Origin of the sequence: Aeromonas sp. FDAARGOS 1406 (assembly GCF_019048565.1) — a bacterium.
Classification (GTDB): domain Bacteria; phylum Pseudomonadota; class Gammaproteobacteria; order Enterobacterales; family Aeromonadaceae; genus Aeromonas; species Aeromonas caviae.
Map to the genome: position 1 here is coordinate 4354686 of NZ_CP077378.1, position 13581 is coordinate 4368266.

Annotated in this window: 11 protein-coding genes and 1 pseudogene; 8 read left to right on the plus strand and 4 right to left on the minus strand. The window is 62.0% G+C overall.

Translation table 11 applies throughout. The features are described from left to right. Nucleotides 1-46 precede the first annotated feature (46 nt). The gene (locus I6L36_RS20505; protein WP_113070035.1) at nt 47-1363 is read left to right on the plus strand and encodes a magnesium transporter; all 1317 of its coding nucleotides are present in this window, start codon (nt 47-49) and stop codon (nt 1361-1363) included. On the opposite strand, the gene tnpA is transcribed toward I6L36_RS20505, so the two are convergent. Next, entirely contained in the window at nt 1283-1687 is a 405-nt protein-coding gene (gene tnpA / locus I6L36_RS20510; protein WP_104454394.1) for an IS200/IS605-like element ISAs26 family transposase, read from the minus strand. The genes I6L36_RS20505 and tnpA overlap by 81 nt on opposite strands. Between tnpA and I6L36_RS20515 the strand changes: the two genes are divergently transcribed. Together I6L36_RS20515 and I6L36_RS20520 are read left to right on the plus strand one after the other, a co-directional pair. Next, the gene (locus tag I6L36_RS20515) at nt 1682-2971 is read left to right on the plus strand and encodes an RNA-guided endonuclease TnpB family protein (protein ID WP_216986874.1); all 1290 of its coding nucleotides are present in this window, start codon (nt 1682-1684) and stop codon (nt 2969-2971) included. The genes tnpA and I6L36_RS20515 overlap by 6 nt on opposite strands. A 52-nt stretch (nt 2972-3023) precedes the next feature. Continuing rightward, nucleotides 3024-3188: pseudogene (locus tag I6L36_RS20520) on the plus strand (magnesium transporter); the annotation flags it as partial. A 58-nt stretch (nt 3189-3246) separates the two neighbouring features. On the opposite strand, the gene ppx reads toward I6L36_RS20520, so the two are convergent. From ppx to I6L36_RS20535, 3 genes are all read right to left on the minus strand, one after another. Continuing rightward, the gene (gene ppx / locus I6L36_RS20525; RefSeq protein ID WP_043128825.1) at nt 3247-4737 is read right to left on the minus strand and encodes an exopolyphosphatase; all 1491 of its coding nucleotides are present in this window, start codon (nt 4735-4737) and stop codon (nt 3247-3249) included. After that, entirely contained in the window at nt 4727-6796 is a 2070-nt protein-coding gene (gene ppk1, locus I6L36_RS20530) for a polyphosphate kinase 1 (protein ID WP_216986877.1), read from the minus strand. The genes ppx and ppk1 overlap by 11 nt, the downstream gene beginning before the upstream one ends. A 76-nt stretch (nt 6797-6872) precedes the next feature. Next, nucleotides 6873-7385 (minus strand): glycine cleavage system protein R, encoded by a 513-nt coding sequence (locus I6L36_RS20535; protein ID WP_010675281.1) that lies wholly within the window; start codon nt 7383-7385, stop codon nt 6873-6875. A gap of 258 nt (nt 7386-7643) precedes the next feature. On the opposite strand from I6L36_RS20535, the gene I6L36_RS20540 reads away from it, so the two are divergent. The 5 genes from I6L36_RS20540 to I6L36_RS20560 all read left to right on the plus strand — a co-directional run bounded on the left by I6L36_RS20540 (nt 7644) and on the right by I6L36_RS20560 (nt 13555). Then, nucleotides 7644-8483, plus strand: coding sequence for a DUF2726 domain-containing protein (locus I6L36_RS20540; protein ID WP_216986878.1), 840 nt, complete (start codon nt 7644-7646; stop codon nt 8481-8483). Between the two features lie 239 nt (nt 8484-8722). Further along, nucleotides 8723-10141: a sigma-54 dependent transcriptional regulator gene (locus tag I6L36_RS20545; RefSeq protein ID WP_302055675.1), complete on the plus strand. Its 1419-nt coding sequence runs from the start codon at nt 8723-8725 to the stop codon at nt 10139-10141. Nucleotides 10142-10246: 105 nt separating this feature from the next. Further along, nucleotides 10247-11281, plus strand: coding sequence for a PAS domain-containing sensor histidine kinase (locus I6L36_RS20550; protein WP_216986880.1), 1035 nt, complete (start codon nt 10247-10249; stop codon nt 11279-11281). A 70-nt stretch (nt 11282-11351) separates the two neighbouring features. Beyond that, nucleotides 11352-12686, plus strand: coding sequence for a sigma-54 dependent transcriptional regulator (locus I6L36_RS20555; RefSeq protein WP_216986881.1), 1335 nt, complete (start codon nt 11352-11354; stop codon nt 12684-12686). Between the two features lie 107 nt (nt 12687-12793). Beyond that, on the plus strand, nt 12794-13555 hold the full coding sequence (locus I6L36_RS20560) for a Nif3-like dinuclear metal center hexameric protein (protein WP_102948623.1): 762 nt from the start codon (nt 12794-12796) through the stop codon (nt 13553-13555). Nucleotides 13556-13581 lie beyond the last annotated feature (26 nt).

Sequence of the window (13581 nt, forward strand, 5' to 3'; positions counted from 1 at the left end):
GCCGGAGGCGTTCAGGTTCGCCTGAAATCACATGAGGACATCTGTGATGAAGAAAACACACACCCTGCTCAATCGTCATCAACTGCTCGACCCGGTTGCCCTGCGCAACTGGCTGGCGCACAACCTGGATCCGGTGGCCCGTGCCGATCAGCTTCTGACCCTGCGCCCGGAAGAGCTCAACTGCATCTTCGATACCCTCTCCATGCCGGAAGGGGCGTCCTTGCTCGCCTCCCTCCCGGCGGAGTGTGCCGGCCATCTGCTGCTCAGGCTGCATGGCAGCATCGTGGGGATACTGCAGGGCACCCTGGCCCGTCGGGACCTGCTGGCCATCCTGCGCAGGCTCGACGAGCACGATCGCAAGACCCTGCTCGCCCGGCTACCAGACCCCACCCGCAAAGCCTTCCAGTCCCTGCTGGCCTGGCCGAACGAGTCGGTGGGGGCCAACATGCGCCACGAATACCTGGCAGTGGAGGCCGATGCGACGGTGGAAAGCGCCAAGCAGCTGATCCACGGGGCCTGGGATCAGGCCAGGCTGTTCGGTCATCTCTATGTGGTTGACGGCGAGCAGCGCCTGCTTGGCAGCGTCTCCCTCAAGTCGCTGCTGATCGCCGATCCTCTGCTGCCGGTAGGGGAGCTGATGGAGGGGGAGGCAGTGCGCATCAACGCCCGTGCGGATCAGGAGCTGGCGGCCCGCCTGCTCATTGACCGCGACCTCTCGCTCCTGCCGGTGGAAGATCAGGGTCGTCTGGTGGGGGTCTTCCACGTGGACGATGCCGCCGACATTCTGGAGCTGGAGTCCACCGAGGATGCGGAGCTGCAAGGGGGCTCCTCACCGCTGGATACCCCCTATCTGCAGGCCACCCCCTGGCAGTTGTGGCGCAAGCGGGTGGGCTGGCTGCTGATCCTGTTCGTGGCGGAAGCCTACACAGGCACCGTGCTGCGGGCCTTTGAAGAGCAGCTGGAGGCAGCCATCGCCCTGGCCTTCTTCATCCCGCTCCTCATCGGTACCGGTGGCAACAGCGGTACCCAGATCACCACCACCATAGTGCGTGCCATGGCGGTGGGGGAGGTGAGCCTGAAAAACCTCGGCACCGTGCTGAAAAAGGAGATCTCCACCGGTCTGCTCATCTCGGCCGCCATCGCGCTGGCGGCCTGGGTGCGGGCCTGGAGCCTAGGGGTGGGGCCCGAGATCGGCATGGTGGTGACCCTGACCATCGTCGCCATCTTAAATGCGAAAGGGGACTCCCTCCGACGTAGGTGGGAGGGGAATTTCGCCGGGGCGTCAGCCCCGCTGGTTTTGAATGTATTGCTTGATCACCTCCAACGGTGCTCCGCCGCAAGAGCCCGCAAAGTAAGAGCGTGACCAGAGTACGGGTTTGCTGTAAGCACCTCTCAAGTCCAGAAATTCATTACGCAGTCGCCTTGATGTGACCGCCTTTAACGAGTTCACCAGTACCGATAGCTGCACCGTTGGCGCGTACTCTATCAGCATGTGAACATGATCAGCCTCTCCGTCACACTCTTTCAGTTCCGCACCAAAATCTCTGCAAACCTCTGCCGCACACTGACCGAAGGAAGCGTGATGCAGATCCCCCAATATCGGCTTTCGATACTTGGTGATAAACACCAAGTATACGTGCAAAACGTAGGCCGCATGGCGTGATTTATTAATTTTAGTGAATTGCATTCTGTCACTCAATCGGGCTTAATAGATATGGCAATAATGCTACACACTGAGCGCCAAATGCAAATTCTGAAAGCCTACAAATTCCGACTCGAACCGACCGAACAACAAGCGCAACGCCTGCGCCAGTTGGGCGGTTGTGCTCGTTATGTCTGGAATCACGGGCTGGCAGAAACCAAACGCATTCTGGATGCTGGCGAAAAACTGCCTTCTGCCTTTGAGCTGAACAGGATGCTCACCAGTTGGAAGAAAGACCCAGAAATGGCCTTTCTGGCCGAGGCATATACCGACAACCTCCAGCAGAAGCTCAAGGATTTGCATGGCGCGTGGATGCGCTGCTTTGATAAGAAACTCGCCGCCAAGGCACCCGTATTCAAGAAAAAAAGCGACAACCGCGACGCTATCCGGTTCGTCAACTTCGACAAGTATTGCCGCCTTGAAAAGGGTCGAGTGAAGCTGCCTGCCGGGCTGGCGTGGGTCAAGTTTCGCCAGTCCCAGCCAGTTGAAGGGAAAATTAAAAACGCGACCGTCAGCCAAGCAGCCGGGCACTGGTATATCTCCTTTCAGGTCGAGCAGGAGACGTCCGAGCCAATTCACCCCTCCGGCTCAATGGTCGGGCTGGATGCGGGGATCGCCAAGCTCGCAACCCTGTCAGATGGCACGGTGTTTGAGCCCGTCAACAGCTTCAAAACCAATCAGACCAAGCTGGCAAGGCTCCAACGCCAGTTGAGCAAAAAGGTAAAGTTCAGCAGCAACTGGAAGAAACAAAAAGCCAAGATCCAGCGGCTGCATTCACATATCGCCAATAGCCGCCGCGATTACCTTCACAAGGTCACAACGACTATCAGCAAAAACCACGCGATGATCGTCATTGAGGATTTGAAGGTTGCCAGCATGTCAAAATCAGCAGCGGGCACGACCAGCCAGCCGGGGCGCAACGTCCGGGCAAAATCAGGGCTGAATCGTTCGATATTAGATCAGGGCTGGTTTGAGCTGCGCCGCCAGCTCGAATATAAGCAGGCATGGCGAGGCGGTCAGGTGTTGGCGATAAACCCGGCCTACACGAGCCAGCAGTGCGCCTGTTGTGGGCATACTGCGAAGGATAACCGCCAGACGCAAAGCCAGTTTAAATGCGCTGCGTGTGGTTATGAGGCGAACGCCGATGTGAACGGCGCTCGCAATATTTTAGCGGCGGGACACGCCGTTTTAGCCTGTGGAGGCGTGGTGCAATCAGGCCGCCCGATGAAGCAGGAACCCGGTACTGCGCGAGCAGCTATCACCCAGTAATGGGGATCCCCCTCCTGTGACGCGAAGCGCTAAGGTGGGGGAGGATGTCAACGTGCTCTGGAGCGCCACTGTCGCCTCGGTGATCCCCATGGTGCTGCGTCGCTTTCGCATCGACCCGGCGGTGGTCTCCGCCCCCTTCATCGCTACCCTGGTGGACGGTACCGGCCTCATCATCTACTTCGAGATAGCCAAGCTGATCCTGCCGGATCTGCAGTAGGAAAGCACAAGAGACAAAAAAGGCAGCCATCGGCTGCCTTTTTGCACAGAGGGGCGGATCACCCGAGCTGGAACAGCAGGGGCCAGCCCTGCTCGTGGCAGTAGCGGTGCTCCTTTTCCAGGTTCTGCATCAGCAACTTGTTCTCGTCGCACCAGTCCAGGGGCAGGGTGACCACCAGCTGATCCCCGGCGGCCTGCACGTTCCACTCGGGCAGCAGGTTGTCCTGACGCCTGTGGTGGGCCGCCACCGCGAGGCGCAGGATGCGGATGCAGCGCAGCACCGTCTGCTCGTCGTGGTTGGGCAGGGCCGGCAGCTCGGAGAGCTTGAGCCCCTTGCGGTGAAAGCGCACCAGGGCCGCCAGCAGGGCCTGATCGTCCTGGTTGAAGCCGGGCAGATCGGTGTTTTGCAAGATATAGGCGGAGTGTTTGTGGATGCCGCTGTAGTTGATGGCAAGGCCGATCTCGTGCAGCCGCGCCGCCCAGCCGAGGATGGCGCGATAGGGCTCTTCCGGCATCTCCCAGGGGCCGCACAGGGCGTCGAACAGGGAGAGGACGCTGCTCTCTACCCGGGTGGCCTGGCGCTTGTCGATGCGATAGTGAGTGCTGAGTGCAAGCGCGGTACGTTCGCGAATGTCGTGATGCTGCAGGCGCTCCTCGAACTCGTAGAGCAACCCTTCGCGCAGGGCGCCGTCGGAGTACTCCATCCGCTCGATGGGCAGGGAGGTGAATAGCCCGAGCAGGATGGCCACCGCGGCGGCAAAGACCCCCTGACGCTCCTCGGTGAGGCCCGCCAGTTTGAGCTGATCGACCCGCTTGTGCTTGAGCATCTCTTCTTTCAGCCGCTCCAGTCCCGCCAGGGTGATGGCACCATCGGTCCACTCTTCCCCCTGCAACACGTCGCGCACGGTGCGGATGGAGCCCGAGCTGCCGAGGCAGCTCTGCCAGCCCAGCTTGCGGTACTGGTTGATGATGGGGGCGAGCTGATGCTGGGCTTCCAACACGGCGGCGTTGAAGGCCTTCTCGCCGAGCTTGCCGTTGCCAAAGAAGCTCTGGGTGAAGCTCACGCAGCCCATCTTGCGGCTGGTGAGCGCCTTGTGCTCAAACCCTTCGCCGATGATGAGCTCGGTGCTGCCGCCGCCGATGTCCACCACCAGCACCTGGCCCTCGATGTGCTGGGTATGGGCGACCCCCTGATAGATGAGGCGGGCCTCTTCCTGGCCGCTGATGATCTCGATGGGGTGGTTGAGCACCTTGGCTGCCTCGCGCACGAAGTCGCGGGCGTTGCTGGCGCGGCGCAATGTGTAGGTGCCGGCGATGCGGATCTGATCCGGCTTGATGTTGGTGAGCCGCTCGGCGAACAGGGCGAGGCAGTCCAGCCCGCGCGCCATGGCCTCCGGGGACATGCGGCGCTGACCGTCCATCCCTTCGGCGAGGCGCACTCGCTCCTTGATGCGATCGATGATCTGCATCCTCCCCTCGGTGAGGCGGGCGATGACCATGTGGAAGCTGTTCGAGCCCAGGTCGACAGCGGCGTACAGACTATTGTCCATGGTTTGACTCTATGCGTTTGAGGTAGTCGTAAATCGCCACCTGGGAACGGACCTTGCGGCGGTTGCCCCGCTTCACGTATTCGTTCTTCTGGTCGGCATCGATCACCCGCGCCTTGCAGGTATCACTCAGTTGTAGCTCGAGAATGTCGAGGATGCGCTGCTTGAGCCGCTCGTCATAGATGGGGGTGCCCACCTCGATGCGACCGTCGATGTTGCGGCTCATCCAGTCGGCACTGGAGATATAGAGCTGGGGATTGCCCTTGTTGTGGAACACCATCACCCGCGGATGTTCGAGGAAACGGTCGATGATGCTGATGACCCGAATGTTGTCGCTCAGACCCGGCACCCCCGGGCGCAGGGCGCACATGCCCCGGATGATCATCTGGATGGGCACCCCGGCCTGGCCGGCGGCATAGAGCCGGTTGATGAGGTCTCTGTCCACCAGATTGTTGATCTTGAGGGTGATGCCGCTGGGTTGCCCCGCCTTGGCGTTGGCCAGCTCGTTGTCGATGAGGCGATAGAGCTGGCGGCGGGTGTTGATGGGGGAGACCAGCAGGTGGTTGAACTTGTAGCGCCGATAGGGGTACTCGATGTACTCGAACACGCTTTCCACCTCGGCGGTGATGTCCGGATGGCGGGTCAGCAGGGAGAAGTCGGTGTAGATCTTGGCGGTCTTCTCGTTGAAGTTGCCGGTCCCGATATGGGCGTAGCGCACCGCCTCGCCGTTCTCGTGGCGAGTGATGAGGCAGAGCTTGGAGTGGATCTTGAGGCTGGGCACCCCGAACACCACCTTGACGCCTGCGTCGGTCAGGATGTTGGCCCAGTCGATGTTGGCCGCCTCGTCGAAGCGGGCGCGCAACTCCACCACCACGGTCACCTTCTTGCCGTTGTTGGCGGCGTCGATGAGGGAGTGGATGATCCGCGACTTCTTGGCCACCCGGTAGATGTTGATGCGAATGGCGCTGACCGCCGGGTCGAAGGCCGCCTGGCGCACCAGCTCGGTGAAGTGGTGGAACTTGTGGTACGGGTAGTAGAGCAGGATGTCCTGCTTGGCGATGGCGTCGAAGGCGTTGACGAAGCCGTCAAAGTCGCGGCAATCGAGGGCCGGCAGCTTGGGGTTTTCCAGATAATCCCGGCCCACATTGGGGAAGCCGATGAAATCCTTGAAGTTGTGATAGCGCCCACCGGGCATGATGGCGTCGTAGGAGCTGATCTGCAGCTTGAGCTTCAAGAAGCTTATCATGGCCGCCGGCATCTCCCGCTCGTAGACGAAGCGCACCGGCATGGCAGTGAGGCGCTGTTTCAAGCCGTCACTCATCTTGTCCACCAGGCTGAGGTCCAGCTGGTCGGAGAGGTCATATTCGGCATCCCGGGTCAGCTTGACCGCGTAGGCGGCAATCTCGTCGTAGTCGAAGAAGCCCTTGAAGATCTCGTCCAGACAGAAGCGGATAACGTTGTCCAGGATGATGATCTGCTTCTTGCGACGGGTGCCCTCCGACGGTAGCTGGAAGAAGCGGGGCAGATCGTCGGTGGGCACTTCCACCAGGGCGTACTGGATCACCTGGCCGTTCTTCTTCATCTCGATGGCGAGATAGGTGTGCTCGTCTTTCAGGAACTTGACCGGGTTGACCTCCTTGTTGAGGAGGATGGGGATGATGTGGCGCAGCACCTTTTCCCGGAAGAAGATCCGCAGCCACTGCTGGATGGACTCGGAGAGCTGGCTTTCGTTCACCAGGAAGATGTTGTGGCGGGCCAGCGCGATCAGCAGCTCCTTGTAGGTGTTGTCGAACGCCTCGCCGAGCGCCATCACCTTCTGCTGGATGGCGCGCAGCAGCACCTTGGCCTCGTCGTCGCCGCCGTGGACTTCGTTGATGAGGATGCGGCGCTTGACGTCCGACACCCGTACCTTGAAGAACTCGTCCTGATTGGAGGAGAAAATCCCGAGGAAACGGACCCGCTCGATCAGGGGTACCGTCTTGTCCATCGCCTCTTGCAACACCCGTTCATTGAATGAGAGCCAGCTAAGCTCTTTCTCTTCATACTGCTTGTCGGTGCTCATCTGGTGCCTCTTTGCTCTGGTTGCGTCTGCGCGGAAGTTATGGCGTCAAACCATGACAAATTTATGACAGGCGACACTATTCGCTCAGATCCTGATCGATGTCGACGACGAGGTCGTCGGAGAGGGACTCCAGGGCCGTGACGAGATCGTCCAGTTCGAGCTGCGGCGGCAGGGCCACCAGGGCGTGGGCATAGAAGAGAGGGGCGCCTGAGTGGGGCGCAGGTTCGCAACCTGTGGTGAGGTCGGCGACGTTGATGTTGAGCTGGCGCAGGATGCTGGCCACTTCGTGGACGATGCCCGGTCTGTCGTTGCCGGTGACGCTGAGCATCACCTGATGGGCCGGTTGCGGGCTCAGCTGCCCTTCGGCGAAGCTCACGGTGAGGCCAGGCAGCATCACCAGGGCCTCGCACAGGCTGCGGTAATGCTCGTCAGGCACGGCGACGTGCAAAATGCCGGCAAATTGCCCCGCCAGCTCGCTCATGGAGCTGGCCAGCCAGTTACCCTGCTGCCGGGTGATGGTATCGGCCAGGCTCTCGACGATCCCGGGTTTGTCTGCGCCGATCACGGTGACGACCAATTGCTTTTGCATCCTGCTCTCCTTGAATGGGGCTGCGTGGGGTCCGTTGACGCCTGGCGGCGACGGGGTGCGCGCCAGAACGTCCATGGGCTCTAGCATTGTGCCTGCTGTGACAGGCCATATGAAGCCCGCCTTGCGCAAATTCAGTGAAAAAACGCGAATGCCGGGACGGGCTTGATTTCTGCGCTGCCTGAGTCGCTTTCCCCGTGGTAGAGTGTGCCCCTTCCTTTGGTGTGAACTGAATTTGTCTTGTAAACGGGATGTGCGTGTATGAATAGCCTTGTCGTATCAGGAGCCGTGTTGCTGGGGTTGCTCCTGCTGGTGATCGTCTGGCGCAGGGAGAAAGAGGGCAAGGCCGAGCCCTATGATCTGCAGGAAACCTTGATGAGCCCAGCCGAGCGCACCTTCTTCGGGGTGCTGGATCAGGCGGTGGGGGACAAGGCCCGTGTCTTTGCCAAGGTACGAGCCTCCTATGTATTGACGCCCGAGGCGCACCTTGGCAAGGGCAAGCGCCAGCAGGCGCTCGGCAAGATAGGGGAGAAGCACTTCGATTTTCTGCTCTGCCACCCGGCGGATCTCTCTTTCCTGTGTGCCGTGGAGCTGGATGACGAGGGGCACCGCCACCAGAAGCGCAAGTCGCGGGATCTCTTCCTGAAGGCGGCCTGCGATGGCGCCGGCCTGCCGCTGTTGCAGATCCCGGCCAGCAGCCACTACCAGGTCGACGAGTTGCGGGAGCAACTGCTGCCCCTGCTGGCGAGAACGACGGCTCCGGTGGATGACCTGCTGCCCGGCGAGCGCCGCGAACCGACCTTCAGCCCGCTGCTGCTCGATGGCGTCGATCTGGGCATGTCACACCCGGGGGCTGCCAGGGAGCCCCAGGTGCCGTCCCCCCAGGCCGAAGAGGCAATGCCGGTGTTGATGGAGGAGAATCCCTTCCTCGATCCGGAGGAGGAGGAGCCCCGGGAGACGATCCCTCATTGCCCCCGCTGTGCCGCGCCCCTGGTGGCACGGGAAGCACGAAAGGGTCCCCATGCCGGTCGCCTGTTCCTCGCCTGCAGCCGGTTTCCCGAGTGCCGCTATGCTGCTCCCCAGGAGAGCGTGAAACACTGATCCCTCCTCTGACGCCGCACCCTGTCGGCGTCATTCTTTCCCCTTCGCTGGTTTTCATCCGATACTCAATCTGGCTGGAAGCGTGATCCCCGTCCCGCCAGGGTCCGGGAGGATGCGACAAGTTTTGACAATCCGCCAGAATTTTGGCACTTTGTCCCCCTTATGACACAGTGCGAGATTGGTTTTAATAAGCACTTAAAAAACAATAACTTGGCGTCAGGTGTGAAAATATGGATAGGATGGCTATGGGTGTGCTGCTTGTTGATGCCGATGATGTGCGGCGCCAGCAACTGGGGACTGTGCTCTCCTTCATGGGGATCCCTTGGCAGGAGGTGGTGGAGAGCGATCTCGATGTGGCCATCGAGACTGCCGGACCCTTGCAGGGGATTCTGGCCGGGGAACTGCGCGAGCGCGCCCTGAGTGAGCTGCTTGCCGCCCATCCTCGTCTGCCCTTCCTCTCCCTGATGTCGGCGAGCCACGGCTGCAGCAACTTCATCGGGGTGGCCGAGGCCCCCTTTACCTATGAGTCCCTCACCCGTCATCTGCACTTCTGCCAGGCCTTCATCTCCCTGCATCCCCGTCATCAGACCCACGACAAGGGTCAGACCCTGCTGCGCCTGCTGGTGGGCAAGGGGAGGGGCATCCAGGAGGTGCGCCGTCTCATCGGCCAGGTGGCCGAGACCGACGCCATCGTACTGATCCTCGGTGAATCCGGAACCGGCAAGGAGGTGGTGGCTCGCGCCATCCACGAGCTGTCCGCCCGAAGCGCGGGCCCCTTCGTGCCCATCAACTGCGGCGCCATTCCGGCTGAGCTGCTCGAGAGCGAGCTGTTCGGTCACGAGAAGGGGGCCTTCACCGGTGCCATTGCCGCCCGGCGCGGCCGCTTCGAACTGGCCCAGGGGGGCACCCTCTTCCTCGACGAAATCGGCGACATGCCGCTACCGATGCAGGTCAAGTTGCTGCGGGTGCTGCAGGAGCGCCAGTTCGACCGGGTCGGGGGCGGCAAGGCCGTCCAGGCCGATGTGAGGGTGATCGCGGCGACCCACCGGGATCTGGAAGCCATGATCCGCACCCAGGCGTTTCGCGAAGATCTCTACTACCGCCTCAATGTGTTTCCCATCGAGACGCCCCCCCTGCGGGATCGGGCCGACGACATCCCGCTGCTGCTGCAGGAGCTGCTCAATCGCCATGCCGAACAGCACAAGGGGATCATCCGTCTGACCCAGCGCGCCATGGAGTCCCTGATGCAGTACGCCTGGCCCGGCAACGTGCGCGAGCTGTCCAACCTCATCGAGCGCCTGCTCATCCTCTATCCGAACCAGATCGTCGATGTGGCGGATCTGCCCGGCCGCTATCGCCTGCTGCCCTGCGAGCCACGAGATGAACGGCTCACCGAGATGGACGAGCGGGACGCCCTGGCTGCCGTGTTCCAGTCCCCACCAGAGCTGGATCCCGGCATCGCCATGCCCCTGCCCATGCAGTTGCCTCAAGAGGGGGTCAACCTCAAGGAGATGCTGGCCGACCTCGAGGTGGAGCTGATCCGCCAGGCCCTGGAGTCCCAGGACGGGGTAGTGGCCCGCGCCGCCGACCTGCTCAGCATGCGCCGCACCACCCTGGTGGAGAAGATGAAGAAGTACGGCATGAGCAAGGACAATTGAGGTCAATGCTTTGACGCATTGACCCAATGCATTGATAAATAACGTCTATTTTGCTGGCATGGAAATTGAATAAGCTGACTCAATCGCCAGTTTGAGGTCAGCTTTATGACAATCTTGCAGCAGGATGCCCCCCTCCAGTCACATGAAGTGAGTCAGCTTTACGCCATCTTCACGGCGCTGCCGACCGGCGTGCTGCTGCTCGATGGCGAGGGGCTGATCACCCGCGCAAACCCTGCCGCCCTGGCGCTGCTGGGAGAGCCACTGGAAGGCCTTTCCTGGCGCCAGATCATCGCCCGCTGCTTCGAACCCCGTGAGGATGACGGTCACGAGATCTCCTTGCGCGACGGCCGCCGGGTCCAGCTGTCGACCCAGCCGCTGCCGGATCAGTCCGGCCAACTGGTGTTCATTACCGACTTGACCGAGACCCGCCAGTTGCAGGACAGGGTCAACCACATGAAGCGCCTCTCCGCCCTTGGCAACATGGCGGCTTCCCTGGCGCACCAGATCCGCACCCCGCTCTCCGCCGCCATGCTCTATGCGGCCAACCTGGCCAACCGCACCCTCAAGCCTGAATCCCGCAGCCAGTTCCAGCAAAAATTGATGGCGCGCCTGCAGGATCTCGAGAAGCAGATCAACGACATCCTGCTGTTTGCCCGCAATGGCGACAACCAGGTGGTGGCGCCCCTCTCGGTGCAGGGCTTGCTGGCGGAAGTGCAGGCGGGGGCCGAAGCCTTCTGCCAGCAGCAGGGCTGCGCCTTGCATCTGGAGGCCCCTGAGCCCGATCTCTGTCTGCTTGCCAACAGCAGTGCCCTGGCGGGGGCCATCAACAACCTCATCGCCAATGCCCGGCAGGCCGGCGCCGATTCGCTCCTGGTGAGCGCTGTGCGCAGCGGCAACCGGGTGGAGATGCGGGTCATCGACAACGGCAAGGGGATGGCCCCCTCCCTGCTCAACCAGATCTTCGAACCCTTCTTTACCACCCGATCCCAAGGCACGGGCCTCGGTCTTGCGGTGGTGCAGTCGGTGGTACGAGCCCATCAGGGGGAGGTAAGCGTGGCCTCGGTCCCTGGCGAGGGCACCTGTTTTACCCTGTCCTTCCCCCTGCATCAGCAACAGGTTCAGTTGGGGGGCGTGGCATGAGGCGCGCAAAAGCCGGAGCGCCGGTGAAGATGATTCTCGACAAGGCCATGTTGGTTGTAGGAGGTGTGGCATGACCCAGGCTCGCATTCTGGTGGTGGAAGATGACAACGGCCTGCGCGAGGCGCTGGTGGATACCCTGCTGCTCGGTGGCTATGAGTGCCGCGAGGTGGACAGCGGCGAGCGGGCCCTGCTTGCTCTGTCCCGTCAGCGCTTTGACATGGTGATCTCCGACATCCAGATGGGGGGCATGGATGGTCTGACCCTACTCGCCAATATCCGCCAGCAATATCCCCAGGTGCCTGTGCTGTTGATGACTGCCTACGCCAACATCGACGGGGCGGTGCGCGCCATGCGCGAGGGGGCGATCGACTATCTGGCCAAGCCCTTCTCCCCCGAGGTGCTGCTCAACCAGGTCAGCCGTTATGTGCCGGCCCAAAAGGTGGAGAAACGGGCCGTGGTGTACGGGGACCCCAGGACTGCGGAGCTGTTCCAGCTGGCGACCCGGGTGGCGAGAAGCGAAGCCACCGTCATGGTGACCGGCCCGAGCGGGACAGGCAAGGAGGTGCTGGCTCGCTACATTCACGACCACTCCAGCCGGGCAGAGCAGGCCTTCGTCGCCATCAACTGCGCCGCCATTCCGGAGAACATGCTGGAAGCGACCCTGTTTGGCTACGAGAAGGGCGCCTTCACCGGTGCGGTGCAGGGGTGCCCTGGCAAGTTTGAGCAGGCTCAGGGAGGAACCCTGCTGCTCGACGAGATCACCGAGATGGATCTGGGGCTGCAGGCCAAGCTGCTGCGGGTCTTGCAGGAGAAAGAGGTGGAGCGGCTCGGCAGCCGCAAAATGATCCCCCTCGATGTGCGGGTCATTGCCACCAGCAACCGGGATCTGAAAAAAGCGGTGCAGGAGGGGCTGTTCCGCGAAGATCTCTACTACCGCCTCAACGTCTTCCCCCTGCGCTGGACGGCGCTCTGGGAACGCCCGGGTGACATTCTTCCCCTGGCGGAGCATCTGCTGGCGCTGCATGCCAGCCAGATGGGGCTGCCGACGCCGCAGCTCGCAGAGGACGCCCGAGAGCGTCTGATGGTTCACCCCTGGCCCGGCAACGTGCGCGAGCTCGACAACGTGGTGCAGCGCGCCCTGATCCTCTGCCCAGACGGTCTCATCGACTGTGAGCACCTGATCCTGGAGGAGACGGACGAGACCCTGGTGCGGCCGCTCGAGCGGCTGTCAGGGGAGGGGCTTGGCGGCGAACTCAAGCAGCAGGAGCACCAGATCATTCTGGACACCCTGCAGGAGTGCAACGGCAGTCGCAAAGCGGTGGCCGACAAGCTCGGCATCAGCCCGCGCACCCTGCGCTACAAGCTGGCCCAGATGCGTGACGCCGGCATCGAGCTGCCCGCCTAGGCCTGACAGGCGCATGGCCTTGCCGGTCCGGCTCGATTATCATGGGCCCTGACGATCGGAATCCGGCTCCCCGCACAGTGTGTGGGGAGCCCAGCTAGGAGACCCCTATGATCTCTCATCGTAAACTGGAAAGCCTGCTCAACCACCTGCTCGAACCCCATGCCATCAAGGATTACTGCCCCAACGGCCTGCAGGTGGAGGGGCGCGAGCGCATTCGCAAGGTGGTGACCGGCGTCACCGCCAGCCAGGCCCTCATCGATGCCGCCGTGGCCGCTGATGCTGACGCCATCCTGGTCCATCACGGCTACTTCTGGAGCGGCGAGCCGGCCCAGATCACCGGCATGAAGCAGCGTCGTCTCAAGACCCTCTTGACCCACGACATCAACCTGTTTGCCTACCACCTGCCGCTGGACGTGCACCCCGAGGTGGGCAACAACGCCCAGCTTGCCAAGCTGCTCGGCATCAAGGTGCGTCGCGGGCTCGAACCCTGGAACAGCAAGAGCGTCGCCATGGTGGGCAAGCTGGAGGAGCCCATGAGCGGCAGCGATTTTGCCAAGCTGATTGCCGAGCGTCTCGGTCGCGAGCCGCTTCATTGTGGTGACAGTGGTCCCGAGCTCATCCGCTCCGTGGCCTGGTGCACCGGCGGTGGTCAGAGCTACATCAGCCAGGCGGCGGAGCAGGGCATCGATGCCTTCATCTCCGGCGAAGCCTCCGAGCAGACCATCCACACCGCCCGGGAGATGGGCATGCACTTCTACGCCGCAGGCCACCACGCCACCGAACGTTACGGCGTCAAGGCGCTGGGAGAGTGGCTCGCCACCGTACACGGGTTGGAGGTGACCTTTATCGATATCGACAATCCGGTGTAGGGCCGATTAGCCGCGCAGCGGCGTCA

What these genes read in the sequence shown, in the direction of transcription:
- I6L36_RS20505 (WP_113070035.1), top strand. Translation starts at nt 47, where the DNA reads ATGAAGAAAACACACACCCTGCTCAATCGTCATCAACTGCTCGACCCG.
- tnpA (WP_104454394.1), bottom strand. Translation starts at nt 1,687, where the DNA reads ATGCAATTCACTAAAATTAATAAATCACGCCATGCGGCCTACGTTTTG.
- ppx (WP_043128825.1), bottom strand. Translation starts at nt 4,737, where the DNA reads ATGGACAATAGTCTGTACGCCGCTGTCGACCTGGGCTCGAACAGCTTC.
- ppk1 (WP_216986877.1), bottom strand. Translation starts at nt 6,796, where the DNA reads ATGAGCACCGACAAGCAGTATGAAGAGAAAGAGCTTAGCTGGCTCTCA.
- I6L36_RS20535 (WP_010675281.1), bottom strand. Translation starts at nt 7,385, where the DNA reads ATGCAAAAGCAATTGGTCGTCACCGTGATCGGCGCAGACAAACCCGGG.
- I6L36_RS20540 (WP_216986878.1), top strand. Translation starts at nt 7,644, where the DNA reads ATGAATAGCCTTGTCGTATCAGGAGCCGTGTTGCTGGGGTTGCTCCTG.
- I6L36_RS20545 (WP_302055675.1), top strand. Translation starts at nt 8,723, where the DNA reads ATGGCTATGGGTGTGCTGCTTGTTGATGCCGATGATGTGCGGCGCCAG.
- I6L36_RS20550 (WP_216986880.1), top strand. Translation starts at nt 10,247, where the DNA reads ATGACAATCTTGCAGCAGGATGCCCCCCTCCAGTCACATGAAGTGAGT.
- I6L36_RS20555 (WP_216986881.1), top strand. Translation starts at nt 11,352, where the DNA reads ATGACCCAGGCTCGCATTCTGGTGGTGGAAGATGACAACGGCCTGCGC.
- I6L36_RS20560 (WP_102948623.1), top strand. Translation starts at nt 12,794, where the DNA reads ATGATCTCTCATCGTAAACTGGAAAGCCTGCTCAACCACCTGCTCGAA.